Here is a 26,831-nt window from a genome sequence, read left to right as displayed (position 1 = left end):
ATGGACGTTCGCGCCGAGCAGTTCGCCATACGCGTCACCGATCTTGTAGTTGGATTCGGCCAGCAGACCGTGATTGATCATCTGTCACTCGATGTCCGGCGCGGCGAAATCCTCGGCCTGGTCGGCGCCTCCGGGGGCGGCAAATCGGTGTTGATGCGAACGATAATTGGACTAATTCCAAAACAGGGCGGCGATATCGACGTGATGGGCCGGCAGATCGGTGTCGGACGCGATGGTATTAGCAGCGCCGCCGCGGCGATGTGGGGCATCCTGTTTCAGCAGGGCGCCTTGTTCTCCTCGCTGTCGGCGCGGCAGAACGTGCAGTTTCCACTGCGGGAGATGCTATCGCTATCGGAGACGCTGCTCGATGAAGTCGCCACCGCCAAGCTGGAGATGGTCGGGATCGGGCCGGACGACTGGGACAAGTTTCCGGCGCAATTGTCCGGCGGCATGACCAAGCGGGTGGCGCTGGCGCGGGCATTGGCGCTCGATCCGGCGATCGTGTTTCTCGACGAGCCGACCTCCGGCCTCGATCCGATCGCCGCCGGCGAATTCGACGAGCTGATCAAGACGCTGCAAACCACGCTGGGCCTGACTGTGTTCATGGTCACCCATGATCTGGCCAGCCTGAATACCGTGTGTGATCGCGTCGCGGCGCTCGCCGATGGCAAGATCGTCGCGATCGGGCCGATGCGCGAGCTGCTGCAATCCGAGCATCCCTGGGTGAAGGCCTATTTCCACGGCAAGCGCTCCCAGATGCTGCAACCGAAAGCGAGCTAACACTATGGAAACCCGCGCCCCTTTCGTCATCGTCGGTGCCTTTGTCCTCGCGGCCATCGCGGCGGTGTTCGGCTTCGTGTTCTGGCTGCACAACACCAGCGGCGTCGGCGCGCGTACCGTCTATCACATCCAATTCAACGACCCGGTGCCGGGGCTGCTGGTTGGCGCGGCCGTGCTGTTCAACGGGATACGTGTCGGCGAGGTCACCCAATTGGGCCTTGCTCCTGATAATCCACGCCGGGTCAATGCCACCGTGGCGGTGGCGACCGATACGCCGGTGCGGCCGGATACCAAGGTCGGGCTGGATTTCCAGGGCCTGACCGGGGTGCCGGTGGTTTCGCTGGTTGGCGGCACGGCGCTGACCGGCTCGGCCGTCGATAAGACTTTGGTGGCGGAGCCCGGTGCCGGGCAAAGCATGACCCAGGCTGCGCGCGATGCGTTGAGCAAAGTGGATTCGGTGCTGAGCGAGAATGCCGGGGCGCTGAAAGAGACGGTCGGCAATCTGAAGACGTTCTCGGCCTGGTTGGCGGGCAATACCGGCAAGCTCGACGGCATCATCGGCGGGGTCGAGCGGATGACCGGGGCCAACGAGCCGGTCGTGGTCAAGGTGATCTACGACCTGAAGGCAGCATCGGGCTTTCCGCCTCCGACCAAGACGATCAGGGGCCAGCTTGTGATTCCGGACCCGACCACTGTGTTGTTGTACGACACCCAAAAAGTACTGCTGGCACCGGGGCTGGATTATCCCGGCTTCGCCGGTGCGCAATGGGCCGACAGCGTGCCGAAGATGGTGCAGGCCAAGCTGATCCAGAGCTTCGAGAACTATGACATCGCCCATGCCCCGACGCGGCCGCTCGATAGCGTGCAAGCCGACGATCAATTGCTGATCGATATCAGGAATTTCGCGGTGGACGGCGAGCCCGGTCCGCATGCCGTGATCTCCCTGGCGGCCAGAATCCTGAATAAGGAGGGGCATGTGATCGCCGCCAGACTATTCCGGCAGGCACAACCCTTGGCGAAGCCCGATCCGGTCGCCGCGGTGGCCGCGTTCAACGAGGCATTCGACAATATCGCCAAGGAGTTAGTGCCATGGACCGCGGCCGTCCTGGCGACGCCGGCAAAATCCGGCGGCGAGCCGCAAGCGGCTATTCCAGGCCCTTCAGATACGCCAAAAGGTCGTTGATCTGATCCGGTTCGAGCTCGAAGGCCGGCATGTCGTTGTGTCCGGTCGAGATGCCTTCGGCGAAGGCTTCGGCCAGGGTTTCGATCGGATAGCGCTTGTGCAGGGTCCGGAACGGCGGGGCCTCCGTCAGCGGGCTGTCGCCGCTTCGCCCAACGGCGTGACAACGGGCGCAATGGGCCTCGACATAGGCCTTTCCGCGAAGTTGGGCCGAAGAGGCGGCCACGGCCGAGCTAATCATTAGCACTTGGATCGCCAAAAGGACGGGTATACGGCGCATAAAACCGCCTTTGCTCGGGAAAACGGCGTGAATCGATCGTTTCTAACCTAATGGCCGTGCGGGAGTCTTGTCCACAGCCGTTGATTCATGTCAATGAGTGACTTGATCTGTGTCAAGCTGTCTTGACGATTTGCGAAGATATTAAGGTTTCTGGCGCAACGTTCACAACCCGAGTGGCAATGCGCGCGGCAGTTGGAGACGTGCTTCTAACGATCTGTAAGGAGTGATGAATGCCGCACCTCGCTTTTCCGAATTCATGCGACGGTTATCGCTGCGATACCCATTGCTCGGTTCGCTCGCTTGCAATCTGCGGCGAACTCAACGAGCTTGACCATCACGAATTCGAACGGATGGCTCAGCATGTCCGGTTCGCTCCGAAGGAGGCGCTGTTCTCCGAGGACGAGATGGCCGATTCGGTCTATAGTCTGACCGAGGGCATTGCGCGCCTTTATAAGTTACTGCCCGACGGCCGGCGCCAGATCATCGGCTTTGCGCTGCCGGGCGACTTTCTCGGCATGGCGCCGACCAATCGCTATTCGTTCTCGGCCGATGCGATCGGCGCCCTGACGGTGTGCAAGTTCTTCAGGGGGCCGTTCATGCGCTTCATCGAGAATCGGCCACAGATGCTGATGCGGATGAACGAGTTCGCGACGCGCGAACTGGGCCTTGCCCAGGATCAGATGCTGTTGCTGGGCCGCCGTTCGGCGGAAGAAAAGGTGGCGGCGTTCCTGGTCGGCTGGCGCGAACGGCTGGCGCGGCTTGAAGGCGTGACCAAAACCGTTACCTTGCCGATGGGCCGTCAGGACATCGCGGATTTTCTTGGGCTCACCATTGAAACGGTCAGCCGCACCTTCACCAAGCTGGAGAGGGAAAAACTGATCGTGATCGTACCGGACGGCGTTCGCGTGCTCGATCCGAAACGCTTCGACGCGCTGGCCGCGGCCTGAGGCGAGCGGCGAGTCGCGCGCGCATCCGTTCGGGATTGAACAGAGGCCCTCCGATGCGCGACGAACGGCCGCTCCATGCCAGGGCACGGCAGCAAAGCTACGAGATTCTCGAATCCCACGCGCAGAGCACGCGCGTCGGCCTGGTCGTCAACCGCTTCATTATCTTTCTGATCGTATTCAGCATCGGCCTCACCGTGCTGGAATCCGTGCCGCAATTGCGGGCGGAGTACGGCCTGCTGTTCCGCGCCCTGGAGCTGTTCTGCCTGGTCGTATTCAGCGTCGAATACTACGTTCGGATCTGGATCGCGCCGGAAAACCTGCTCTATCGGCAGCTGAAGCCGTCCGCCGCCCGCCGGGCCTATCTCTTCAGCCCGCAGGGGATCATCGACTGCCTCGCGGTGATGCCGCTGTGGGTGGCGCTGCTCGGCTATGACGACCTGCGTGTGCTGATCATCATGCGCATGCTTCGGGTGCTGAAATTCGCCCGCTATTCGTCCGGGATGCGCTCGCTGCTCGACGTGCTGGAAAGCGAACGGCGCGCGCTCGGCGCCTGTTTGGTGATCCTGCTGTGCGCGACGCTGTTGTCCGCCACCGCGATGCATATCGCCGAAGCCCAGATCCAGCCCGATAAATTCGGCACCATTCCGGACGCGATGTGGTGGGCCATCGTGACGCTGACCACGGTCGGCTATGGCGACGTGGTGCCGGCCACCGGCATCGGCCGGATGATCGCGTCGGCGACCATCGTCGTCGGCCTGGTGATGATCGCGCTGCCGGTCGGCATCGTCGCCAACGCATTTTCCGAGGTGATCCACCGCCGCGACTTCATCGTCAACTGGAGCATGGTGGCGCGGGTGCCGTTGTTTTCGCACCTGACCGCCGGCGACATCGCCCATATCATGCAGCTGCTGCAGGCCCGCCAGATCGACCGCGGCGACGTCATCTTCCGCCGCGGCGAACCCGCCACCGCGATGTATTTCATCGCCGAAGGCGACGTCGAGATCGAACTAGGGCCGGAAGCAAAGGGCCGCCGGGTCCGGCTCGGCTCCGGACATTTCTTCGGCGAGATCGCGGTCCTGAAGCGGGTGGAGCGGTCGGCGACGGTGCGGGCTGTCTCGCGCGTGCGATTGCTGGTGCTCGACGCCGCCGATCTGCGGGTGCTGATCAACCGCGAGCCCAGCATCGCCGCCAAGATCAACAAGATCGTCCAGGGCCGGACCGGCGGCAGCATCGACCTTGCGATTGCCGATATCGAGGGACAGGAAGAGGTTGCCCGGGAGCCGGTGTAGCTGGGCGGCGCCCGCACCAGGGGCCGGCGTCAGGTGGTGCTGAGGATGTCCTGCGGCTCATCGGCATGCGGCGTGGTCTGGCGCGGGAACAGGTTCGGCCAGGGCAGTGTGGTTTGCTCGGCGATCGCGGCGATCAGTTTGCGCCCGGCCGCGGCGTAGCTTGAGCCGGACTCCATTTCCAGATCGTCGCAATATTGCTGCGGCATCGGCTGTTGCTCATCGAGCACCGCCAGCGCCGGGCCCCACCACCACGCCGCCGCCGGCGAGCGCTGCCGTTCGCAGACCGCGCGCCATTCGGCGAATTCCTTCACGGTGCGCTCGAACTGAAATCGCGTCGCTTGATGCATGGACCTGTCCCGTGCGCTTGCCCAGATGGATGCAACAGCCAAGGGGCGGCTGCGGAAAACGGCCCGGCGCGGCCTGAGCCTTTGGAATGGCGCCCACAGCGGGGTACCATTTTCAGCACCGAAAGCTCATGCTAATGCTTCCGGATCAATCGGGACAGCAAAATGACTGTGCACAGCAAGATCGACATCCGGCACTCGACCTGTCCGCATGACTGCCCATCGGCCTGCGCATTGGATGTCGAAGTCATCGACGACACCACGATCGGCCGGGTGCGGGGCTCCAAACAGCAAAGCTACACCGCGGGAGTGGTCTGCGCCAAGGTGGCGCGCTATGCCGAACGCATTCATCATCCCGATCGCTTGTTGTATCCGCTGCGCCGCTGCGGGCCGAAGGGCTCGGGTCAGTTCAGCCGGATTTCCTGGGACGAGGCGCTGAACGAGATCGCCGCCCGCTTCGACGCCGCGGAAAAAGCGTTCGGCGCCGAGGCGGTCTGGCCTTATCACTATGCCGGAACGATGGGTCTGGTGATGCGCGGCGGCGCCAATCGGCTGGCGCATGTGAAGAAATACTCCCGGTTCTATGGCACGATCTGTTCGAACATCGCCCATGCCGGCTACGCGGCGGGGACCGGTAAGGTCGCCGGCGTCGATCCGCGCGAAATGGCGCAGTCCGATCTGGTGGTGATCTGGGGCACCAATCCGGTCTCGACCCAGGTCAATGTGATGACCCACGCCGCCCGCGCCCGCAAGGAACGCGGCGCGCGAATCGCGGTCATCGACATCTACAACAACGACACCATGAAGCAGGCCGATATCAAGATCATCCTGCGTCCGGGCACCGACGGCGCCTTCGCCTGCGGCGTCATGCATGTGTTGTTTCGCGACGGCTACGCCGACCGCGATTATCTGGCGCACTATACCGACTGCCCGGCCGATCTCGAAGTCCATCTATCGACCCGAACACCCGAATGGGCGTCGGCGATCAGTGGCGTCCCGGTCGCGGAGATCGAGGCCTTCGCCCGCGCGGTCGGCGAGACCAAGCGCAGCTTCTTCCGGCTCGGCTATGGCTTCACCCGCAGCCGCAACGGCGCCGCCCAGATGCATGCCGCGCTGTGCATTCCGGCCGTCACCGGCGCCTGGCAATATGAGGGCGGTGGCGCCTTCTTCAATAACGCCGCGATCTGGGGCTTCGACAAGACCCTGATCGACGGGCTCGACAGCGTCGATCAGCACACCCGCGAACTCGATCAGTCGAAGATCGGACGCATCCTGACCGGCGATGCCGAGGCGCTGCGCGGCGGGCCGCCGGTTCAGGCGATGCTGATCCAGAATACCAATCCGATGTCGGTGGCGCCCGAGCAGGCGCTGGTCCGCGACGGCTTCGCCCGCGAGGACCTGTTCGTCGCGGTGCACGAGCAGTTCATGACCGAGACCGCGCGGATGGCCGACATCGTGTTGCCGGCGACGATGTTTCTGGAGCATGACGATTTGTATTATGGCGGCGGCCACCAGCACATCTCGGTCGGGGCCAAGCTGATCGAGCCGCCGGGCGAGTGCCGTTGCAACCATGAGGTGATAAAGGACTTGGCGCTACGTCTTGGGATCGACGATCCAGCCTTCGCGATGACGCCCCGCCAGATGATCGATGCGACGCTCAAGACCAGCAAGCATGGCGCGATCGACCAACTCGAGGCCGAGCTCTGGCGCGATCTGCAGCCGGGTTTCCGCGCAGCGCATTATCTTGACGGCTTTGCGCATGCCGACGGCAAGTTTCACTTTCGCGCCGATTGGGGCAGTATTCCGGTCCCGCGCAATGTGCGGATGGGGCCATGGCAGCAAATGCCGACGCTACCGGACCACTGGGCGGTGACCGAGGAGGCGGACGCGCAGCATCCGTTCCGGCTGGCGACCAGTCCGGCGCGCAGCTTTCTCAATAGCAGCTTCAATGAAACGGCGTCATCGCGAACACGCGAAGGCGCGCCCACGGTGCTGTTGCACCTTGCGGATGCCGCAGATCTCGGGATCGCCGACGGCGACGCCGTCACCCTTGGCAATCGGCGCGGTGAGACCACGCTGATTGCCAGGTTGAGCGACGGAGTGCGCCGCGGTGTCCTGATCGCCGAGTCAATTCATCCCAACGGCGCACATGCGGGAGGCCGGGGAATCAATGTGCTTACCGGCGCAGACCCCGTCGCGCCGCATGGCGGCGCGGCGTTTCACGACAACAAGGTCTGGGCGAGGAAAGCAAGCCCGCCTGTCGCGCAACGCGACTAGTCGGGTCGAAATGCCGTAAGGCAAGTCGGCCGACGGCGGTCATTCAGCTCGGAAAAGCGAAATTTGCCCAGAACTCAGCGTTGATGGCCGAGACCGATACCAAGCTTGAGGGCCTTCTGACGCAGTGATCCGACGGTCCGCTTGGTCAGCTTCGCGATCTTGATCACGGGGGTCTTGGCCTTGGAGTGCGCGCGCAACTCCTTGACATCTTCCTTGGTGTATTCGCGTCGGGTGATCTTCGCCTTCGACTTCGCAGCGGTCTTGGCTGCGGTCTTTGCCTTGGACTTCGCGGCGGTCTTCGTCGCGGTCTTGGCCTTGGACTTTGCAGCGGTCTTGGCTGCGGTCTTGGCTGGTGTCTTCGCCTTGGTCTTAGCTGATGTCTTAGCTTTGGTTTTCTTTGCCACGTAGTCGCTCCTTTATTGAAGCGTCCTTCTACTATACTCATTCGGAATCGACAATTCGGAATTTTGGGCTAGTGAAAAGACGAGTTGGGGCTCGGTTAGCAACAATTTAAGGACTGTTAGTAGTCGTTTTGGGTGAAAAACGGCTCCAAATCTGTCCTGAAGCGCCATGTGTAGTGCATGAAGTGACCTGGAATGCACAAAATCGACCCAATCAGGTCAACGGATTGATCGCACTGATGATGATTCGGTACGTGCGGCGCGGTTGCATGGCTGCGATGTTCTTCGCGCGATCGTATGGTGAAGTCGCGCGTAGCCAGACTGCGATCGACCGCGATGTAGTCAAACTAACCGGAGCATGAGCCGGTGTCATGCTGTCCCTCGGTGCCGCGAGGCTTGGCCTAGCGCCCCAGCACGGCCCGCGTTCTCGCCAAAACCGCATCACAATACTGCTCACGGTCCAGCTTGATCTTGATTTGAAGCTTTCTAAAGTCGGCGACGCGCTTGACGATCTCGTCACGCTCCATTTCGATGTCGAATTGCAGGCCGTGGCCCAGGCCGCCATGGCCGATCGCGGTTTGCTCGATGGCGGAGATTTCGGCCGGGAGATGTTCGACGTTTGAAGCTGCGACGACCGGCGTGGCGTGCGGCGTTTCGGCGCGCGACGGCTTGTCGGCTGACTCGATCGCCGATTGGCGCCGGGTCGAAGGCGGTTGCGTCGGGTCTTTTTGCTTTCCGATCAGGTCATCGGGGGAAGTCGAAATATGCGCGCTCGCATTCCCATGTTCTTGATTTAAGAGTGTCATGTCCGCTCCCGGCAGCCGCTAATTCGATCCATGGGTACCGCCTGCGTCATTTGCAATACAACAGCAACGTCAGCGGTGGACAAAGTTGCTCACAACTTGCTCCCCGTCGCGACCGAAGATCTCAGATCCGCAATGGGAGAGGCCTGATGGCAAAGAAAGATCGGTCTTAATTCGTTGAGTATCTAAGAAATTGGCTGTGCCGCGAGACAATGCAACCGGCAAATTCGTCGAAAAGGTGGCTGCGCGGTCAGGCCGAACTCGATCAGCTGTCGCCAGCGCAAGGGGCGGACAGAGCCTCGGCCGCCGCCAAGATGAGAGCTGAGCCGACGTCTGGGGAGGTCGGGTCCCAGATCGGGGGGTGGAAGACGGTGCTATCAAGGCCTCGCGCGCCGGCTGCTGGCGGTCTGCCTCTCCGTCGGTCTGCCGGTCAGGTTCTCGCTTGTCATTTCGCGGCCGGTCGGCCCGCGGATGTATCCCGAGTGGCTTGCAATATCGGGCGTCATCGTCCTTAGTCATGAGCGGCGCAATCGATGGTTGACGCCGCTGGTTGCGGTTTGGCGGGGGAGGAATGGCGATGCCTGACGATCACGGCCCTCTACGTGTCGGCATCGGCGGTCCGGTGGGCTCCGGCAAGACGGCGTTGATGGACCTGCTGTGCAAGACCATGCGCGAACGCTACGACATCGCCGCGATCACCAACGACATCTACACCAAATGGGACGCCGAATTTCTGGTGCGGTCGGGATCGCTGACCCCGGATCGCGTTACGGGCGTCGAGACCGGCGGCTGCCCGCACACCGCGATCCGCGAAGACGCCTCGATGAATCTCGCAGCGGTTGCGGATATGCGGAGCAAATTCCCCGATCTCGACCTGGTGCTGATCGAATCCGGCGGCGACAATCTCGCCGCGACTTTCTCTCCCGAATTGGCCGACCTCACGATCTATGTGATCGACGTCGCCGCGGGCGACAAGATTCCATCCAAAGGCGGTCCGGGCATCACCCGCTCGGACCTGCTGGTCATCAACAAGATCGACCTTGCGCCCTATGTGGGGGCCTCGCTGGACAAGATGCGAACCGACGCGACGCGGATGCGCGGCGAGCGGCCGTTCGTGATGACCAATCTCAAGAAGAGCGACGGACTGGACCGGATCATCGGATTTATCGAGGCGAAAGGCGGTCTGCAGAGCAGGGCGCCGCGGCCTTGAGCGGTTGCGTCGCGCTCCAAACACGCTTCGGTTATTATTTTCGAGTGACTGGAACCTTATCCACCCATCCGCATTGATTTGCTCATACCGACGCAGGTTATCAGTATTGCGGACAGCGAGTTGCATTTGCGTATCAGGATCAATCCGCCCGTGGTTCAAAGGTGCCCCTTGTCCGGTCGATCGGATCGGCGCAGCTGGTTCACTCCCGCCTATGCTCTCCTCCCATGACTGAATAATCGCGTGCTTAGGCTGGGATTCATCATCGGTTTTATCGCGATCGTCGGCGTTCTGCTGTCCGGCTTTGCGGCCGTTCGGGTGAACGAACAGGAGCGAGCGCTGGAGGGGATCGCCCTGGCGCGGGCGATCGATGTGCATGCCAGCCTGGTGCAGGAGCGGCTGACCGAGCGCGAATTGCTGGGACGCGTGGCGTCTGGATTGTTTCGCAAGCCGACGGTGATCAAGGCCGACATGCTGCGGCCGCTGCGAAACTCGATCTATGCATTCAAAACCGATTTCGTCGTCGCGACCTGGATTGCGCGGCTGAAGCCCAATGAGATCAAGACGGCTCACGCCGAATTGAGCACCGCCGGCTTTGCCGATCCGACGATCCGAAATTCCGCGAATGTCGCGTTGACGCCGAATTCGATCGACCACCCGATCGACGTGGTGATGGACGTCGAACCGCGCAACAAGCAGACCATGTCCTTTCCGGGCCGGGCGCTGGGCGATCATCCAATCCTGGGGCCGATGCTCGCCCGCGCGATGGCCGAAGGCATACCGATCGCGTCCGCGCCCCTGCCGCTGCAGCTTCCGGGCGGTCCGATCGGCGTCGTGCTGTCGGCGCCGGTGATGCAGGACGGCGCCACCGAGCCGGTCGGTTTCGTCACATTTTCTTATGAGCTGGCGCCGCTGATGCTGACCAACGACGATATGTCGCTGTTTTCGGTGGCGCTTCGGGATCCGGGCGACGCCAATTCCGAGCTGTTCGCGGATAATGATGGCAAGGTGGAGATGCGCGCCGCGAACCCCGGCGGCCGTCCCGCTTCGGTGTTGCGAACTGTGACCTTCGGCGGTCGCGACTGGTCATTGGCCTATTATGCCAAGGCCAATTCCTTTGCCCGCGCGCAGCAGATTGCGGTCATCGTGGCGACGATCGGCATTGCGATGACCGGAATCATTTGCGGGCTGTTCGGATACGTCACCTACAACAATCTGCGGCTGCGTCGCGAGATCGAGGTGCGGATCGGGTTCGAACGCCGGCTGACCGCGGTGATCGACGAGCTGAACCATCGGGTGAAGAACATTCTGGCGGTGATCCAGTCGATCGTCACCCGCACCCTGCGCCACGGCATGGATATCGACTCGGCCCGCGACCTGTTGATCGGTCGGATTCACGCGATGTCCAATGTGGTCTCGTTGCTGAGCGAGAGCCAATGGCAGGGCGTCAAGCTCAAGGGCTTGTTCGAGGCCAGGGCGATCCCCTATTCCGAGCGGATCGCGGTGACCGGCCCCGATATTTCGGTCAGCGCCCGCGCGGCGCAGAGCCTGTCATTGCTGTTCTTCGAGCTGGCGTCGCATTCCGATGAGGGGCTTTCGCTGGTCGGCCAGCATCCGCATATCGTGGCTCGCTGGGAAGTGGTCAATGAAGGCGACGAAGCGACGTTTCATTTTCGCTGGGAGGAATTCAACACCAGCGCGGCGACGCGCAAGGAGGACAGCGACTTCGGCCTGATCCTGCTCGACCGCGTGGCCCCGGAAGCGTTGGGTGGCGTGGCGAAGCGCTATTTCACCGATGTCAGCTATGTCTATGAACTGACCGCTCCGATGGAGACGGTGATCGATCTGGTCGAACGCGACCGCACCGACCGACTGTCCGCTCCGCCCGTCCAAGGGTAACACTGCGTCGAGCCGATCCGCCGAAGCCATCACAGCGGCGACGCGCCCACGACAAAGCGGCCCGCACCGCAGGCCGCCTCTGTCCGTCGTTTCAGAAATGGGCTAGCCGTTGCCGCCGATGACCGCACGAATGGTGTCGTCGGGGCCGAAATCGTCCGCGCCGTCGACATAGAGCAGCGCGCTCAGCTTGGATCGTGCGCGATTAACGCGGCTCTTGATGGTGCCGATCGCGCAGCCGCAAATCGCCGCCGCATCCTCGTAGGAGAAGCCCGAGGCACCGACCAGGATCAAGGCCTCGCGCTGATCCTGCGGGAGTTTCTCCAGCGCGGCCCTAAACTCCTCGAACTCCAGATGGGCATTCTGGCCCGGCTGAGATTTGAGGGTCTTGGCATAGTTGCCGTCGGCGTCTTCGACCTCGCGGCGCCGCTTGCGATAGTCCGAGCGGAACAGGTTGCGCAGAATGGTGAACAGCCAGGCCGGCAGATTGGAGCCGGGCTGAAACGAATCGATATTGGCCAGAGCGCGCAGCAGCGTCTCCTGCACCAGATCGTCGGCGCGGTCGCCATTGCCGCTCAGCGAGATCGCAAAAGCGCGCAGGCTCGGCACCGACGCAAGAATATCGTCACGGAGTGAATCGGTAAGAGGCATCTTTCAATCCCTCCCATCCGGGTTTGCGCTGGACCCGGCTTTTTCCGGGTCGTCGAGCTTTTTGATCAATTCAGCAAACCGATCAGGGACCCCCTGGCGCACGACATCATCGTACATCGCGCGTAATTGATGCCCGATGCGCGACTGGATCTCGGCGTTGAGGCCACCCTGCTTTCCGGGTGTGGACTTCTTATCGGCCTGAGCCTTGAAATCTTTCATGATGGTTCCAATGTGTTCCCCGAAGGATCGTTCCCTCAAACCTCAGGGATTTTCCTTGATTTTTGAAGCCTTTGCAGCATCACTGTCGGTCTAATTCCGATCCGGCCGCAAAGTTCCGGGAGTGATGGAACTTTTGTCACACTGGGACGTAAGTTAGGAGATACCAGAGGGCCTCGGTCCGCCCGTCAGGGCTCCAGGCCTTATTGGGTACTTTTTTCGGCGACCTTTATGGAGTGGGGATGTCACGATCACAGCTAGTTGCTGAACATTTGCCGTTGTTGCGGCGCTATGCCCGCGCTTTGACCGGCAGCCAAGCCTCCGGCGACGCCTATGTCGGAGCGATGCTGGAAGCCCTGCTGCAGGACCCGTCGCTGCTCGACGAACAGCACGGACCGCGCGCGGCTTTGTTTCGGCTGTTCACCCAGATCTGGAATTCGGTGGCGCTCAACGACGATCCGCATGTCGCGACGTTGCCGATGCCGTCCGAGCACCGGATCGCCAACCTCACCCCGCTGCCGCGGCAGGCCTTTCTTCTGCTGTCGCTGGAAGGCTTTTCCGAGGAGGAAGTCGCCTTCGTGCTGCGCACCGACGTCGCCGAAATCCGCAAGCTGGCCGATGCCGCGGGCCGGGAGATGGCCGCGGAGATCGCCACCGACGTGCTGATCATCGAGGATGAAACCTTCATCGCGATGGATCTGGAGAGCCTGGTCAAGAACCTCGGTCATAATGTCATTGGCGTCGCGCGGACCCATTCGGACGCGCTTGCGCTGGCGAAGACCAAGAAGCCCGGCCTGATCCTGGCCGACATCCAGCTGGCCGATGGCAGCTCCGGCCTCGACGCCGTCAACGAATTGTTGCGCGAGTTCGAAGTCCCGGTGGTGTTCATCACGGCTTACCCGGAACGCTTCCTGACCGGCGAACGACCGGAGCCGGCGTTCCTGATCTCAAAACCGTTCCAGCCGGCGATGGTGTCGGCGGTGGCAAGCCAGGCGTTGTTCTTTCAGCGCAATTCCCGCAACCGGCCGACAACCGCCGCTGCGTCCTGACCGCCTGATCTCATTGAAATACGTCACGGGGCGGCTTTGCCGCCCCGTTTGCGTTTGCGAGCGGGCGGCGCACTTTTCATCATCGCCTGACGACGCCGCAAAAAAACGGAGCGCAGCTGGCATCACCACAGCTGCGCTCCGCATCACCGGTCAATTTGGGGCAGAGGGACTAACCGGCTTGCGGTACGACGCTTGCCGACCCCAGTCGTTCCGACTCCAGGGCGCTATTTTTTACACAGTTAATTGATTGCTATCGCCCGAACCCCATGCCGGTTCCCTCGTTCTGTCTTGGATTGACGTCGCGGCGATACAACAGCGGTGATCACCATGTCCAAGCGCGTGCGCGGAATTGTAATCTGTTCGATAGCCGTGACCCTCACACTCGGCGCCGCCCGCCTCGCCTCGGGCGGGGATCTCTCGCAAGCTCGGCTCGAAACGCCCGCATCAATGCACGACATCAACCGTGTCGGCAAATCGGATCGCGGAATCACCACCAGGCGAATTCAAGCTAGCCAGACCATCGGAATCAATCTGGTGAACCAATCGATCTTGCTGCGGATTCCCACAGCTCAGGCGGCGCGCCGCGCCCCCGATCCGCAGAAATCGTCCCTACGCCGCCGGGCGATGGTCGCGTGCGAACCGGTCGTGAGCGTGTTGACCGACGTGGCCAGGCTGTTGCAACCCGGCCGCTGCGTGACGTGACGCGTTGCCTGGCGAAATCCGCCGCCCATAAGCGCCGCCGCTGGCTGCGCAATGCCAGCCAGACAAATCCCACCCTTGCCACCCTTGCAAGATGAACGGCACCAGAGCGCTTCGTCGATTGATAGAAGCGGATTTGGTCGTTCCCAAGGGGACTGAGTCCTCATCCTGAGGAGCCCGGCAAAGCCGGGCGTCTCGAAGGATGAGGAGCCGGATGGTCTGCGGCGCATGGTTCGAGACGGCGCTTCGCGCCTCCTCACCATGAGGCAGTGCCCGTTGTGAGCGCTCCGAAGCCCAGGCCTGATTCCATAAAAACAGAACGGCTCTAGCCGGGCTGTTGGTGGCGAGTGCCGGTCAGCGGCCCGGCAGCTGGGGCGCATCGTCGGGCATCAGATGCTCTTTGAGGATCAGCGCCACGATCAGCAAAGGCGAGGCGAGAAAACCGCCCATCGGTCCCCACAGCCAGGTCCAGAACGCCAGCGCGATGAACACCGCCAAGGCGTTCAGCGACAGGCGTCGTCCGATGATTGTCGGGGTTATGAAGTGCCCCTCGATAAAGGTCAGTCCGACAAAGGCCAGCGGCGCCACCAGCCCGGCGCCGAGCGTCGGAAACGAGATGATCCCGACCACGGTCAGGATCACGAACATCACGAAGGGGCCGATGATCGGGAAGAAATTCAGCGTGGCGGCCAGCGCCCCGAGCCCGGCCGGGTTCGGCATCCCGGCGACCACGCAGATCACGCCGGTGACCGCGCCATACCCCAGATTGATGCTGGTTACCGTCAGCAAATAACCGCCGAGACTGCCTTCGATCTCGTTCAGAATCCGCAGCGTGCGCAGCCGCGCGTCGCGCCCCGCAAAGGTCATCACCAGAGCCCGGCGCAGGTCTTTCCAGCTTGCGACGAACAGCACAAGGGTGGCGAGAAACAGCAAGATTTCCGTAAAGGTCGGCGACAAAAACGCCAATGTCGGCTGCATCCAGTCGATCTTCGGCATCTGAATCGAGGCTGCCGGGAGAATCTCGCTGCCGCCCAGCGTCACCTGCAATTGCCGCCACATCTCCACCGGCCGGTCGAAGATATGAAGCTTGTCCCGCAACAGCGATCCGAGTTCCGGAAGCCGGCTGCTCCATTCGATCAGCGGCGCCGAAATCAGTCCCACCATGAAGATCACGGCCGCCAGCGCGATGGTGACAATCAGGACCGCGGAAACCGGCCGCGGGATCCGATGCCGCTCCAGCAAGGATGCTGCCGGTGACAGCATGGTGCCGACCACGAATGCGGTCACGATCGGCAGGAAGAACGGCTTTCCAACATAAAGCGCGGCGGCAATGACAATGATCAGCAGGCCGATCAGGCTAATGGCGACCGCATCGAGGCGCCGAAACAAGGGAGGGCGTGCGTCATTACTGTCCGGAACGGGCGTGCCGACTGATTCGACAGGAAGCATACGCAAATCATCCACCCAAGGTCGGCGCAGAATGCGCGATGGCCGGTTCGGCACAATCTCAACCGAGCAATGTTCCGTTAGTTCCAGGTGCCGACAGCAGCAGGGCCCCCGCCAACTAACTGACCTTTGTCTGTCAGTTAACCCGTTGCCAGTCGCCCCCGGGGCTCTCGCAAGTGCCAATGGAACGCATGGTCACCCAATGCGTTCATCCTGCGACAACATCGCGACGCTGAATTAGGGGCACGACCATGGCAGTAACAATTTCCGCAAAGAACGCGCAGCGGTCCCGCAGTTATGGCCCGCTCCTGGTTGCCGCGGCTTTCTTCGTGGTCCCGCTTATGTCGACCACGCAGGCTTCGGCGCAGAGCATGGGCTATCCGACGCAGCAGCAAAGCGCTGCGTATGGCGCGAACGAGGCCTTTGCGCCCAGTGACGGTTCAGGCGAACTCGACGACAGGCTGCGCCGGGCCGTTGTCGACTATGACACCACGCAGCCTCCCGGAACCATCGTCATCGATACCGGTCATACTGCGTTGTATTACGTGCTGGGCCAGGGCCGTGCGATCCGTTACGGCGTCGGTGTTGGCCGCGAGGGCTTCACCTGGTCCGGCGTTCAAACCATCACCCGCAAGGCCGAATGGCCGGATTGGCGGCCGCCGGCCGAGATGATCGCGCGCCAGCCTTATCTGCCGCGCTTCATGGCTGGTGGTCCGGGCAACCCGCTGGGCGCCAGGGCGATGTATCTCGGAAATAGCGAATATCGCATTCACGGCACCAATGATCCGTCGACGATCGGCAAGTTCGTGTCATCGGGATGTATCCGTCTGACCAATGCGGACGTCGAAGATCTGTTCAGCCGGGTTCAGGTCGGCGCCAAGGTGGTGGTGCTGCCGAAATCCGCATCGCACCTTGAAGCGCGCCGCTCGGTGGCGACGCGTCATGCCATGGCGCAGCCGGCCTCAGGTCGTGCCGGACAGGTCGAACGTCAGGCCATGAACCTTTCCGGATCGGAAATCTACTAAGTCCATCGAGGCCGGAGATGAAAAATGTCTAGCTCAAGCCGGATCGGATGGTGTGCGGCGGCGGCCGTGTTGCTGGTCGCCGGGGCGAGCCAATCCGCCCACGCCGAGGATTTTTTCAGCGCCCTGTTCGGCGGTCTGGTGGCGCCGCAACACGACTATGCGCCATCGCCGATGCGGCCGATGTCCTATGGCGGGGAAAGTGATATATCGCCGGATCGCCCAGGATCGGATCGGGCCGTGTCGACGCCGCGCCGGAGCTATTCGGGCGGCACCCAGGCCTATTGCGTGCGAAGCTGCGATGGCCGTTACTTCCCGCTTGCCGCCACCGGCGGGCAAAGCAAGGCGGAAACCTGCAACAGCTTTTGCCCGGCCAGCGAGACCAACGTCATCTATGGCGGCGGCACGATCGACAATGCCGTCACCAAGAGCGGCAAACGCTATTCTGAACTGCCCAACGCGTTCAAATATCGCAGCGAAATCGTCGCGGGCTGCACTTGCAACGGCAAGAACCAGTTCGGATTGGCGAAGATCAAGATCGAGGACGACCCGACCGTGCGCAAGGGCGATCTGGTCGCCGAGCATGATGGGCTGATGGTCGCGCAAGGATCGACGCGCGACGACCGCGAATTGAAATTGTCGCGCGCCTCAGCCGCTGTCCGCTCGCGCTATCAGCATATTCCGGTGATGGCGTCCGACTGACGATCCTCTTTGAGGTTGGTTCCTTCGACGGAACCGATCGGCGTCTGGCCTGTTGTCTGATTGCGCGGACAGCACGGCGGCCGCGCAGATCGCTTTGGGCCGTTGGGGGAATTTGTCATGCTCGTCGGTATTCTGATCACGTTTCTTGTCGTTATTCTGGTCTTGTATCTGATCAATTTGTTGCCGCTCGACGGCCGCGCCAAGCAGATCGCGCGCGCGGTGGTGATCGTGATCGGCATCATTTCGCTGCTGAAATATCTCGCGGTCTTTTAAGGCCGAGCCTATCGGTCCGTCACTGTCCGGTCGTCCTGCTCATCCGATCACAAAAAAGCCCCGGCGATGCGCCGGGGCTTTCTCTGTGAGCCGGGGTTATTTCAAGGAGCCGAACCAGCTGTCGACATCGCTTTTGACTTGATCCTTGGCGTAGCCGTAGCGCTGCTGCAGCTTGCCTTCGAGCTGCTCGCGGCGGCCCTCGATCTGATCGAGGTCGTCGTCGGTGAGCTTGCCCCACTGCTCCTTGGCGGCGCCCTTGAATTCCTTCCAATTACCTTCGATGCGATTCCAATCCATCGGATCGTCCTCCGTTGTTGGTGCCCAAACAACGGAGCTCACTAGCCAAGGTTCCTGGCGCGGCTGCGGCAAGAAGTCACTTGCGATCAGGATTCGCGCCTAGCCTCAGTGCGCGCCGCCAGTGCTGACCCGATTTGGTTTCTTGAGGAAGAGCCCCGCCACCAGCGCCCCCACCAAGGCCACGCCGAGCAGATAGAAGGTGTCGCTGAAGGCGAGGATGAAGGCCTGCTTCTGTACGATGTGACCGATCGCGACTTCGGCGCGGGCCAGCGCGTCCGCCGGACTGCCGGCGCCGTGGGCGAGGAAGTATTGCGTCAGATGCTCCAGCCGGTCGCGGGTCGCTTGGGCAAACAGTGTCACCGCCTGCATCAGCACGTTGGAGTGATATTGCTCGCGTTTGGTGAGAAATGTCTGCAGCATCGCGATGCCGACCGCGCCGCCGAGGTTGCGCATCATGTTGAACAGCCCGGACGCGCTGCCGGCGTTCTCCTTCTCGATGCCGGCGGTGGCGACGACCGACAATGGCGTCATCGCCAACGCCTGGCCGACCGCCCGGATGATGTTGGGCCAGAACAATTGATCGGTCGCGTAGTCCGGCGTCATCCAGATGTTCATGAAATTCGACGCGGCGAACAGCGCGAAGCCGACCGCGATCAACAGTCGCGCATCGAATTTCTTCATCAGCGCCGGCACCAGCGGAATCAGCGCGAGCTGCGGCAGGCCGGTCCATGCCAGCACCATGCCGATCTGCTCGGCGTTGTAGCCCTGAATGCGTGACAGATATTGCGGCAGGATGAACACCGAGCCGTACAGCGCGAGGCCCATCAGGAAATTGGCGATCATGCCGAAGCCGAAATTGCGCCGAGTCAGGAGCCGCAGATTGAGCAGCGGTTTGCGCGAAGTCAGTTCGATCACGACGAACAGCGCCAACGCCACCGCTGCGACGATCGACAGCCGCAGGATGAACGGCGAGGCCAGCCAGTCGTCCTTGTTGCCCTCTTCCAGCACGGTCTGCAGCGCGGCCAGTCCGATCGCCATCGTGGCGATGCCCGGCCAGTCGCCCTCGCGCAGCAGATGCAGCTTCATCGGCTCCGGCTCGAGCGACACGAACAGCATCGCGATCATCACCACGCCGGGCACCAGATTGACGTAGAAGATGTATTGCCAGCCCCAGTTTTCGGTCAGATAGCCGCCAATGGTCGGGCCGATCGCCGGCGCGAACGTCGCCGACAGCGCGAACAGCGCCAGCCCGACCGGCTGCTTGCCGGCCGGCAGCAGCATCATGATCAGCGTGAACGCCATCGGGATCAACACGCCGCCGCTGAAGCCCTGTAAGGCGCGGATCACGATCATCTGCGGCAGATCCCGCGCCAGCGCGCAGGCGACCGAGAACACCAGAAACAGCGCCGCGTTGGTCAGCAGATAGCGGCGAACCGAAAACACCCGGGCGAGCCAGCCGCTCAACGGGATGACCACGATTTCGGCGATCAGGTAGGACGTCGAGATCCAGCCGCCGTCGTCGATGCCGGCGCCGATCGCGCCCTGCACGTCGGCCAGCGAGGCGTTGACGATCTGAATGTTGAGCACGGCGAGAAACGCGCCGAGCACCGCGCCGATCACGGCCAGCCAGGCTTTGGCGGAGACCGTCGGCGTGGCCGCCGCGGTGGCCGCGCTGGTCGGGCCCGGCGCGTTGATCGTTTGAGATACGCTCATGAAGGTTCTCTGACCGCTTCTAGTTGGCAGACTTGACGGATGCGCGCCGGGCCTGTGCGGTCGTGGTCTGCGCGCCGCCGCGTTCGGCCAGAACCGTCGCCTTGGTGTCGATGCTCGGTTCGGCCGACATGCCGGGGCGCAGCAGGCCGACCATGCTACGGTCGTCGAGCACGATCTTCACCGGCACGCGCTGCACCACCTTGGTGAAATTGCCGGTGGCGTTGTCGGGCGGCAGTAGCGCGAATTCGAGGCCGCTCGCCGGCGACAGGCTGTCGACATGACCGCGCAGTTTGATGCCGGGGAAGGTGTCGACCACGAGCTCGACAGGCTGCCCGGTGCGGACATTGGTGAGCTGGGTCTCCTTGAAATTGCCGACGACATAGACCGCGTCGAGCGGCACCACGGCCATCAACGGGGTGCCGGCCTGGACGTATTGGCCGTTGCGCAATGTGCGCGCGCCGACGGTGCCGTCGACCGGCGCGACGATCGCGGTGTAGGACAAATTGAGCTCGGCCTGGCGCTCGACGGCGCGGGCCCGCGCCAGCCCGGCGACCGCCTGGCTGCGCTGCGTGCCGAGCACGTCGAGCTTGCGCCGTGCCGCCAGCAGCGCTGCTTTGCCTTGGGCGAGCTGAGCTTCGCCGACCCGCAACGCCGCGTCGGTCTGTTGCGCGTGCTGCAGGGTGCCGGAGCCGCTGCGCATCAGAGTGTCGTAGCGGGCGTGCTCCTGACGGGCGAATGCGAGATTGGCCGCGCTGGCGGTGACTTCGGCGGCTTGCTGATCGATGATCGGCTGCTGGGCCGCAAGCTGGGCGTCGATGTTCTGCACCGCGGCCTCGGCCGAGGCGACGTCGGCGCGGCTTTGTTCGAGCGCGGCCCGGAAATCGCGATCGTCGATGCGGGCCAGGGTCTGGCCGGCCTTGACCGGCTGATTGTCGGCGACGTCGACCTCGGTGATGTAGCCCGACACTTTGGGCGCGACGATCGTGGAATCGGCCTTCACATAGGCGTCGTCGGTGGTCTCCAGATAGCGCCCGACGGTGAAGTAGCCATAGCCGACATCGATCACGGCGCCGACGATGCCGAGCAGGATCAAGGCCAGCGCCGCGCGGAGCAGCAGCTTCCGGGTCAGGCGGGCGCTGACCACGGACGGCTCGGGGATCGATATGGTCGACATGACGCTCTCCAGACCTTGGGCACGGGTGTGGAGGGCATTTGGGATGTCCGGCCGGGACAGATAATACCGTCTCTGATAAAAGGATTGTCCCGCGGAAATGGATAATCTGCCAATGGATCGCTTGACCAGCCTGACCGCCTTCGTCCAAGTCGTCGACAGCAACGGCTTCTCAGCCGCCGCCCGCAAGCTCGGCATGTCGACCACCATGGTCAGCAATCACGTTCAGGCTCTGGAAGCGAGCCTCGGGGTGCGGCTGCTCAATCGCACCACCCGCAAGGTCAGCCCGACCGAGATCGGCCGGGCCTATTACGACAGCGCTGCCCAGGTGCTGGCAGACCTCGAACAGGCCGACGCTGTGGTGCGGGCCCAGCAGTCGACGCCGCGCGGCACGCTGCGGGTGCAGGCCGCGACCCACATGGTGCCGTTCATCGCGCCGGTGGTGGCGCAATTTCTGTTGGCCTATCCCGAGGTCAAGGTCGATCTCCGCCTCGGGGAATCCGCGGTCGACCTGATCGACAACGGCATCGACGTGGCGCTGCGCATGACGCTGCCGCCGGATTCGAGCTTCATCGTCCGCAAGCTGGCGACGTGGCGCCACGTGCTGTGCTGCGCGCCGTCCTATCTGCGCGACCACGACATGCCGCGGCAATTGGCCGATCTGGCCGGGCACGATTGCCTCCGCCATGTGATCTATCCCTATGGCGACGAGTGGCGGTTCGTCGATCGGGACGGCGCGCCGGCGTCGGTGCGGGTCAGCGGCCGCCTGCTCACCGACAGCGGCGAGACCTTGCACATCGCTGCGCTGGCCGGCGCCGGCATCTGCCTGGCCGCCGGTTTCCTGGTGCAGGCCTCTATCGAATCCGGCCGGCTGGTTCGGCTGCTGCCGGAATATCGGCCGGTGGAGATGACCATGAACGCGGTCTATCCGCATCGCCGGCACCCCTCCGCCAAACTCAAGACCTTCGTCGATATGCTGGTCAAGCACAGCACCGCGCAGCAGCGGCTGATCGATCACGACGCCTGAGCGCGAATCGCCGGCCGCGGCGCACATGAAAAAGCCCCTCCCGATCGGGAGGGGCTTGGTTCGCGGCGGACGCTTGGTTGCGATCAGCGCAGATCCTGCAGATGTGCCGCCTTGGCCTCACGGCGGCGGATATGCAGGATGAATTCAGTATAGCCGTTGGGCTGCGCGCGGCCCTTGAAGATCAGGTCGCAGGCGGCCTCGAAGGCGACGCCGTCGAAGTCCGGCGCCATCGGCCGGTACAACGGATCGCCTTCGTTCTGCTTGTCGACCACCGCCGCCATCCGCCTCAGCGATTCCATCACCTGATCATGGGTGACAACGCCGTGATGCAGCCAATTCGCCAGATGCTGGCTGGAGATCCGCAAGGTGGCGCGGTCTTCCATCAGCCCGACATCGTGGATGTCCGGCACCTTGGAGCAGCCGACGCCCTGGTCGATCCAGCGCACCACATAGCCCAGAATGCCCTGGCAATTGTTGTCGATCTCCTGCTTGACGTCGTCGGGCGCCCAGTTCGACTGCGACACCGGAATGGTGAGGATGTCGTCGAGCTTGGCGCGCGGGCCGCCCTGCTTCAGCTCGTGCTGGCGCTTGTGGACGTCGACCTGGTGATAATGCAGCGCGTGCAGCGTCGCCGCGGTCGGTGAGGGCACCCAGGCGGTGGTGGCGCCGGCCTGCGGGTGGCCGATCTTCTGCTCCAGCATGTCGGCCATCTTGTCGGGGGCGGCCCACATGCCCTTGCCGATCTGGGCATGGCCCGGCAGCCCTTCGATCAGCCCGACATCGACGTTCCAGTCTTCATAGGCCTTGATCCAGGGCTGCGCCTTCATCTCGTTCTTGCGGATCATCGGGCCGGCTTCCATGGAAGTGTGGATCTCGTCGCCGGTGCGGTCGAGGAAGCCGGTGTTGATGAACACGATGCGCTTCGAGGCCTTCAGGATGCAGGCCTTGAGGTTGACCGTGGTGCGGCGCTCCTCGTCCATGATGCCGACCTTCATGGTGTTCTCCGGCAGGCCGAGCATGGTCTCGATGCGGGCGAACAATTCGCAGGTCAGCGCCACTTCGTCGGGGCCGTGCATCTTCGGCTTGACGATATAGACCGAGCCGTGGCGGCTGTTGCGGATCTTGCCCTTGGTCTTGAGGTCGTGGATCGCCATCAGGCCGGAGATGGCGGCGTCGAGAAAGCCTTCGGGAATTTCCGCGCCGGCGGAATCCAGCACCGCGTCGGTATACATGTGATGGCCGACATTGCGGATCAGCAACAGGCTACGCCCGTGCAGCTTGATCTCGTCGCCGTTCGGCGCGGTATAGACCCGGTCCTCATGCAGCGTGCGGGTCAGTGTCTTGCCGCCCTTGTCGAAATCGGCCGACAGCGTGCCGTCCATCAGCCCCATCGTATTGCGATAGATCTGGACCTTGTCGTCGGCATCGACCGCTGCGACGCTGTCTTCCATGTCGAGGATGGTGGACACCGCCGATTCCAGGATCATGTCGCAAACGCCGGCGGCATCGTCCTTGCCGATGATGTGGCTGCGGTCGATCCGGATGTCGATATGCATGCCGTGATTGACCAGCAGGATCGCGGTCGGCGCGGTGGCCGCGCCGAGATAGCCGGTGAACTGCGTCTGGTTCTTCAGCGCGGTCAGATTGCCGTCTTTGAGTTTTACCGACAGATGTCCGGCGATCACGCTGTAAGCGGTGACGTCGCTATGGCTACCGGTGGCAAGCGGCGCGGCCTGATCGAGAAAGGCCTTGGCCTTGGCGATCACCTTGTCGCCGCGCGCCTTGTTGTAGCCCTTGCCGGCTTCCGAAGCGTCGTGCGGAATCGCATCGGTGCCGTAGAGCGCGTCATACAGGCTGCCCCAGCGCGCATTCGCCGCGTTCAGCGCGTAGCGCGCATTGCTGAGCGGCACCACCAGCTGCGGTCCGCACAATTGGCCGATCTCCCGGTCGACATTGGCGGTCTCGATCTGCACCGTCGCGGGCTCCGGCAGCAGATAGCCGATCTCCTTGAGAAACGCGGTGTAAGCGGCGAGATCGAGCGGCTTGCCCTTATGGGCGAGATGCCAGGCGTCGATCTTGCCCTGCAGCGTGTCGCGCAGCGCCAGCAATTTCTGGTTTTTCGGCGCCAGGTCTTTGACGATCGCGGCGAGCCCGGCCCAGAAGGCGTCGGGCGTTACGCCGGTATTCGGGGCGGCTTCCTTGGCAATAAAGTCGAACAGGACAGGCGCGATTTTCAGACCATGGGCGTCGATACGATTCATGTTTGGATATCTCGCGAGAAACGGCGTCAAACGCGCCATTTTCAGGGGTCAAATGGACCCGGCACCGCTTCTGGCGTCCGGGGCGCCCCTTTTAGCGTCAAACCCGGGCCGATGAGAAGGGGGAGTTGCGCCCGAGCGGCTGTACCCTCGTCGCGAGGGCCGAACCGATGCCGCGCTCGGCACGCGTCACCTCACCCAGGATAGCCGGGTCGGCCTTCAGATCACCAGTCCTCGCATCGGTTTGACCAGCGCGCTGTCCGGCAACACCCGATCGGCCAGCACGCGCTCGCCAATGCCGAGATGGTCGTGCAGCAGGCCTTTGATGACGGCGCGCAGATCGGTGGTCGGTGCGAGATCGCGGGCCTGGTAGAGCTGCGTTTGCTTGAGGCCTGGCCAATCCGCAATCACCCGGCCGCCTTTCACCGCGCCGCCGGCGAGCAGCGCCACGGTGCCGGTGCCGTGGTCGGTGCCGGAGGTGCCGTTGATCTTCGCGGTGCGGCCGAATTCGGTGGCAACCAGGATCACGGTATCGCGCCAGCGCGGGCCGAGGCCGGTTTCGAATTCCGCCAGCGCGCCGTCGAGGCCGCCGAGCAATTGCGCCAGCCGGCCGACCGGGCCGCCTTCATTGGCATGGGTATCCCAACCGTCGAAGGCCAGTGCGGCGATCCGCGGGCCGTCATCGGCGGCCATCAGTTTCGCGGCGCCGCGCGCCACCTGGCGCATCGCCAGAATTGCATTGCCGCCGGGCCGGGCTTTCATCTCGTCGCCATGCGCGATCTTGTCGAGTTGCACACCCTGGCTCAGCGCCGCGGCCAGCGCGGTATCGCGTTGCTGATAGAGCGCGATCAGCCGCGCCGCGGTGTCCTCGGCGGCCTGTGGCAGCGTTGCCGGGGCCCAGCCGACGGTCGGCGCCGCGCCGCGTAAAACCAAGGGCGCGGTCGGGCCGATCGCCAGCGCCCTTGTGATCGGCTCGCCGCGCGGCAACGCCTCGACCGCGCGGTTGAGCCAGCCCGATTGCACCCGGCCGGGACCGGCGAGGCCGCTTTCCAGCACATCCTGGCCGTCGAAATGCGAGCGCTCGCGATACGGCGTCGCCACCGCATGGATGATGGCGGCCTGCCTGGCCTGATACATCCGGGCAAATTCCGGCATCGCCGGATGCAGCGCAAAAAAGGAATCGAGCCCGATCGCCGGATGCGGCCCAGAGGCTGCGAGCGCGATGGCGCCGTGCAGGGCGGCGTAATCGGGATCGCCGATCGGCGCCACGGTGGCGAGCCCGTCGAGCGCGCCGCGCAGGATCACCACCACCAGCCGCGGGTCGCGGCCACCGGCGGCGCGGGCGAATGTCGGCAGATAGGCCCAGGCGGCGAATGAGGCGCCGCCGAGCAGCAGCGCACGGCGCGAGGTCTGCAGCGATGAGTAGGGCATCGTCATCTCCTCTGGAATTCCGGCGACATCAACAACAGCGCCAGCGCCTGCGGCCGCGATTCCGCGCGCGCGATCGCCTGCCTGGTGTCCTCGGACGCCGCCGGACCGGCGACGCCATCGAGCAACTCGCGGGCGTCGAGCTTGTCGCCGACGCGCGCGGCGAGTTGGGCGGCGATATCGAGCCGCAGCTTGAGCCCTTCCGGCGCCGCCCAGGCGGCGTTGCTGTCGGCAAAACCGTTCGGGCCGGACGGCGTCCACAAAGGCTGGCCCAACGTGTTGAGCCCGCCGAGATAAATGCCGGGGTCGTCGGGGATCCGCGCCAGCAAGCGACCGCTGGCGATCAGATAGTCATAGGGCGAGCGGATCTTGGTCAACGGCGCCTGCCAGGCGTCGTCGGCCGCGATCAGCGCCAGCGTCAGCGCCTTGAGGTCGCCGTCGGTCTTGACGAAGACGCTTTGCAGCTTTGCCACCAGCGCCGGCGGCGGATCGTCGGCGACGAAATGCGCCGCGAATTTCCGCGCGATGAATTTGGCCGTCGCCGGATGCCGGGCCAGATCGGCCAGCGCGGCCTCGCCCTGCGCGACGCCGCCGGCGTCATAGGTCTTGCCGAGAAGATGCTGTGGCCCGGGCTCATGGGCGTTGGCGTTGAAGATGAAGCTGCCGGGAGCGCCGAGTTTGGCGTTGCGGCCGGCAAAGCTCCAGCCGGTGATGATCCGCGCCAGCGAGGTCACATCCTCCTGGGTGTAGCCGGAGCCGACGCCCAGCGTGTGCAGCTCCATGGTCTCGCGGGCGAGGTTTTCGTTGAGGCCGCGCTTGCCCCTTTGCCCTGCCTTGGAGTCCGGGCCGATCGATTGCTGATTGTCGAGAAAGAACAGCATCGCCGGATGCTGTTCGACCGCGCGCAGCATGTCGCCGAATTTGCCCAGCAGATGCGGGCGGATCGCTTCGCGTTCGAACGCGCCGGCCCAGATCCGCGCCGGTTCGCCCTTATTGGCCGAGATGCAGAAATGGTTCGACCAGAACGCCACCAGCCGCTCGACCACGCCGCATTCGGCAATGCTGGCGCGCTGGATCCGCGCCAGCGCTTCGGCGCGAAAGGTCTTCTGTACGACGTTGAGCGGCGCCGGCGCGGCGGGCTTGTGGTCGGCGGGCTTCGGCGCGTCGGTCGGTGGCGCCATCATCGCCATGGACGCTTGCATCGCGGCGGCGGCCTCCCGCGCCTGTTTGACCTCGTCCTGATAGGCAAACAAAGCCTGCGCCAGAATCTCGGTCGACAGCAGGCCGGGGCCTTCCAGCAGCGCGGCATCGGGGCGGTTCAACTCGGCCAGCACAAAGCCGCGCGGGTCGGAGGCGGCATGGATCAGATCGCCCGACGAGCCGCCGCGGGCGCCGAAGCCGAACCGATTGAGTGCGGTCAGACCGCCTTGCCAGTCACGGGCCACGGCCATTCTCCGATTGAGCGCCGTCGAAAT

26 protein-coding genes are annotated in these 26,831 nt (G+C 63.5%); 13 read left to right on the top strand and 13 right to left on the bottom strand.

Going from position 1 to position 26,831, the window contains the following annotated elements; all coding sequences use genetic code 11:
- Positions 1-780, top strand: a complete 780-nt coding sequence (locus RBJ75_RS14670) for an ABC transporter ATP-binding protein (protein ID WP_044414785.1) — start codon at positions 1-3, stop codon at positions 778-780.
- A 4-nt stretch (positions 781-784) separates the two neighbouring features.
- Positions 785-1,963 (top strand): ABC-type transport auxiliary lipoprotein family protein, encoded by a 1,179-nt coding sequence (locus tag RBJ75_RS14665; protein ID WP_044414783.1) that lies wholly within the window; start codon positions 785-787, stop codon positions 1,961-1,963.
- Here RBJ75_RS14665 and RBJ75_RS14660 read toward each other — a convergent pair.
- Entirely contained in the window at positions 1,926-2,240 is a 315-nt protein-coding gene (locus RBJ75_RS14660; protein ID WP_044414781.1) for a c-type cytochrome, read from the bottom strand. The two genes, RBJ75_RS14665 and RBJ75_RS14660, sit on opposite strands and share 38 nt — an antisense overlap.
- Positions 2,241-2,470: 230 nt before the next feature.
- On the opposite strand from RBJ75_RS14660, the gene aadR reads away from it, so the two are divergent.
- Together aadR and RBJ75_RS14650 are read left to right on the top strand one after the other, a co-directional pair.
- Positions 2,471-3,187, top strand: coding sequence for a transcriptional activatory protein AadR (aadR, locus tag RBJ75_RS14655; RefSeq protein WP_044414779.1), 717 nt, complete (start codon positions 2,471-2,473; stop codon positions 3,185-3,187).
- 53 nt (positions 3,188-3,240) lie between these two features.
- The gene (locus tag RBJ75_RS14650) at positions 3,241-4,476 is read left to right on the top strand and encodes a cyclic nucleotide-gated ion channel (protein ID WP_044414777.1); all 1,236 of its coding nucleotides are present in this window, start codon (positions 3,241-3,243) and stop codon (positions 4,474-4,476) included.
- A 29-nt stretch (positions 4,477-4,505) separates the two neighbouring features.
- On the opposite strand, the gene RBJ75_RS14645 is transcribed toward RBJ75_RS14650, so the two are convergent.
- Positions 4,506-4,823 carry a hypothetical protein gene (locus RBJ75_RS14645; protein ID WP_044414775.1) on the bottom strand — a complete coding sequence of 106 codons (318 nt, stop codon included), beginning with the start codon at positions 4,821-4,823 and terminating at the stop codon, positions 4,506-4,508.
- A gap of 162 nt (positions 4,824-4,985) precedes the next feature.
- Between RBJ75_RS14645 and RBJ75_RS14640 the strand changes: the two genes are divergently transcribed.
- Positions 4,986-7,097, top strand: coding sequence for a molybdopterin oxidoreductase family protein (locus RBJ75_RS14640; RefSeq protein WP_044414774.1), 2,112 nt, complete (start codon positions 4,986-4,988; stop codon positions 7,095-7,097).
- 74 nt (positions 7,098-7,171) lie between these two features.
- Here RBJ75_RS14640 and RBJ75_RS14635 read toward each other — a convergent pair whose 3' ends face one another.
- Positions 7,172-7,501: a hypothetical protein gene (locus tag RBJ75_RS14635; protein WP_044414771.1), complete on the bottom strand. Its 330-nt coding sequence runs from the start codon at positions 7,499-7,501 to the stop codon at positions 7,172-7,174.
- 398 nt (positions 7,502-7,899) lie between these two features.
- On the bottom strand, positions 7,900-8,304 hold the full coding sequence (locus RBJ75_RS14630; protein WP_044414769.1) for a hypothetical protein: 405 nt from the start codon (positions 8,302-8,304) through the stop codon (positions 7,900-7,902).
- 574 nt (positions 8,305-8,878) lie between these two features.
- Here RBJ75_RS14630 and ureG point away from each other — a divergent pair.
- A complete protein-coding gene (gene ureG / locus RBJ75_RS14625) occupies positions 8,879-9,511 on the top strand; it encodes an urease accessory protein UreG (RefSeq protein WP_044414791.1) in 633 nt (210 codons plus the stop codon).
- 240 nt (positions 9,512-9,751) lie between these two features.
- Complete coding sequence (locus RBJ75_RS14620; RefSeq protein WP_044414767.1) at positions 9,752-11,407, top strand: HWE histidine kinase domain-containing protein; 1,656 nt, start codon at positions 9,752-9,754, stop codon at positions 11,405-11,407.
- A 102-nt stretch (positions 11,408-11,509) separates the two neighbouring features.
- Here RBJ75_RS14620 and RBJ75_RS14615 read toward each other — a convergent pair whose 3' ends face one another.
- Both RBJ75_RS14615 and RBJ75_RS14610 read right to left on the bottom strand, forming a co-directional pair.
- Positions 11,510-12,055, bottom strand: coding sequence for a sigma-70 family RNA polymerase sigma factor (locus tag RBJ75_RS14615; RefSeq protein WP_044414766.1), 546 nt, complete (start codon positions 12,053-12,055; stop codon positions 11,510-11,512).
- Positions 12,056-12,058: 3 nt separating this feature from the next.
- On the bottom strand, positions 12,059-12,274 hold the full coding sequence (locus tag RBJ75_RS14610; protein WP_044414764.1) for a NepR family anti-sigma factor: 216 nt from the start codon (positions 12,272-12,274) through the stop codon (positions 12,059-12,061).
- A 239-nt stretch (positions 12,275-12,513) separates the two neighbouring features.
- Between RBJ75_RS14610 and RBJ75_RS14605 the strand changes: the two genes are divergently transcribed.
- Both RBJ75_RS14605 and RBJ75_RS14600 read left to right on the top strand, forming a co-directional pair.
- Complete coding sequence (locus RBJ75_RS14605; protein WP_044414762.1) at positions 12,514-13,320, top strand: response regulator; 807 nt, start codon at positions 12,514-12,516, stop codon at positions 13,318-13,320.
- A gap of 327 nt (positions 13,321-13,647) precedes the next feature.
- The gene (locus RBJ75_RS14600; RefSeq protein WP_044414789.1) at positions 13,648-14,022 is read left to right on the top strand and encodes a hypothetical protein; all 375 of its coding nucleotides are present in this window, start codon (positions 13,648-13,650) and stop codon (positions 14,020-14,022) included.
- Between the two features lie 351 nt (positions 14,023-14,373).
- Here the strand turns inward: RBJ75_RS14600 and RBJ75_RS14595 are convergent, their stop codons facing one another.
- Positions 14,374-15,468: an AI-2E family transporter gene (locus RBJ75_RS14595; RefSeq protein WP_080900964.1), complete on the bottom strand. Its 1,095-nt coding sequence runs from the start codon at positions 15,466-15,468 to the stop codon at positions 14,374-14,376.
- 248 nt (positions 15,469-15,716) lie between these two features.
- Between RBJ75_RS14595 and RBJ75_RS14590 the strand changes: the two genes are divergently transcribed.
- The 3 genes from RBJ75_RS14590 to RBJ75_RS14580 all read left to right on the top strand — a co-directional run bounded on the left by RBJ75_RS14590 (position 15,717) and on the right by RBJ75_RS14580 (position 17,462).
- Entirely contained in the window at positions 15,717-16,490 is a 774-nt protein-coding gene (locus RBJ75_RS14590) for a L,D-transpeptidase (RefSeq protein WP_044408822.1), read from the top strand.
- Between the two features lie 24 nt (positions 16,491-16,514).
- Complete coding sequence (locus RBJ75_RS14585) at positions 16,515-17,189, top strand: DUF2865 domain-containing protein (protein ID WP_044408825.1); 675 nt, start codon at positions 16,515-16,517, stop codon at positions 17,187-17,189.
- Between the two features lie 117 nt (positions 17,190-17,306).
- A complete protein-coding gene (locus tag RBJ75_RS14580) occupies positions 17,307-17,462 on the top strand; it encodes a Thivi_2564 family membrane protein (RefSeq protein WP_152647662.1) in 156 nt (51 codons plus the stop codon).
- 96 nt (positions 17,463-17,558) lie between these two features.
- Here RBJ75_RS14580 and RBJ75_RS14575 read toward each other — a convergent pair whose 3' ends face one another.
- The 3 genes from RBJ75_RS14575 to RBJ75_RS14565 all read right to left on the bottom strand — a co-directional run bounded on the left by RBJ75_RS14575 (position 17,559) and on the right by RBJ75_RS14565 (position 20,646).
- Positions 17,559-17,759 (bottom strand): CsbD family protein, encoded by a 201-nt coding sequence (locus RBJ75_RS14575; RefSeq protein ID WP_044408828.1) that lies wholly within the window; start codon positions 17,757-17,759, stop codon positions 17,559-17,561.
- Positions 17,760-17,864: 105 nt separating this feature from the next.
- The gene (locus tag RBJ75_RS14570) at positions 17,865-19,472 is read right to left on the bottom strand and encodes an MDR family MFS transporter (RefSeq protein ID WP_044408831.1); all 1,608 of its coding nucleotides are present in this window, start codon (positions 19,470-19,472) and stop codon (positions 17,865-17,867) included.
- A gap of 19 nt (positions 19,473-19,491) precedes the next feature.
- On the bottom strand, positions 19,492-20,646 hold the full coding sequence (locus RBJ75_RS14565) for an HlyD family secretion protein (RefSeq protein WP_044408834.1): 1,155 nt from the start codon (positions 20,644-20,646) through the stop codon (positions 19,492-19,494).
- A gap of 112 nt (positions 20,647-20,758) precedes the next feature.
- On the opposite strand from RBJ75_RS14565, the gene RBJ75_RS14560 reads away from it, so the two are divergent.
- Complete coding sequence (locus tag RBJ75_RS14560; RefSeq protein ID WP_044408846.1) at positions 20,759-21,670, top strand: LysR family transcriptional regulator; 912 nt, start codon at positions 20,759-20,761, stop codon at positions 21,668-21,670.
- Positions 21,671-21,753: 83 nt separating this feature from the next.
- Here the strand turns inward: RBJ75_RS14560 and RBJ75_RS14555 are convergent, their stop codons facing one another.
- From RBJ75_RS14555 to RBJ75_RS14545, 3 genes are all read right to left on the bottom strand, one after another.
- The gene (locus tag RBJ75_RS14555; protein WP_044408848.1) at positions 21,754-23,931 is read right to left on the bottom strand and encodes a malate synthase G; all 2,178 of its coding nucleotides are present in this window, start codon (positions 23,929-23,931) and stop codon (positions 21,754-21,756) included.
- A gap of 216 nt (positions 23,932-24,147) precedes the next feature.
- Positions 24,148-25,359: a DUF1501 domain-containing protein gene (locus tag RBJ75_RS14550; protein ID WP_411194467.1), complete on the bottom strand. Its 1,212-nt coding sequence runs from the start codon at positions 25,357-25,359 to the stop codon at positions 24,148-24,150.
- A 2-nt stretch (positions 25,360-25,361) separates the two neighbouring features.
- Complete coding sequence (locus RBJ75_RS14545) at positions 25,362-26,801, bottom strand: DUF1800 family protein (RefSeq protein WP_044408852.1); 1,440 nt, start codon at positions 26,799-26,801, stop codon at positions 25,362-25,364.
- Between the last annotated feature and the right edge of the window lie 30 nt (positions 26,802-26,831).

Source organism: Rhodopseudomonas sp. BAL398, from assembly GCF_033001325.1.
Classification (GTDB): domain Bacteria; phylum Pseudomonadota; class Alphaproteobacteria; order Rhizobiales; family Xanthobacteraceae; genus JARJEH01.
This window is presented reverse-complemented; position numbering and strand designations above follow the sequence as displayed.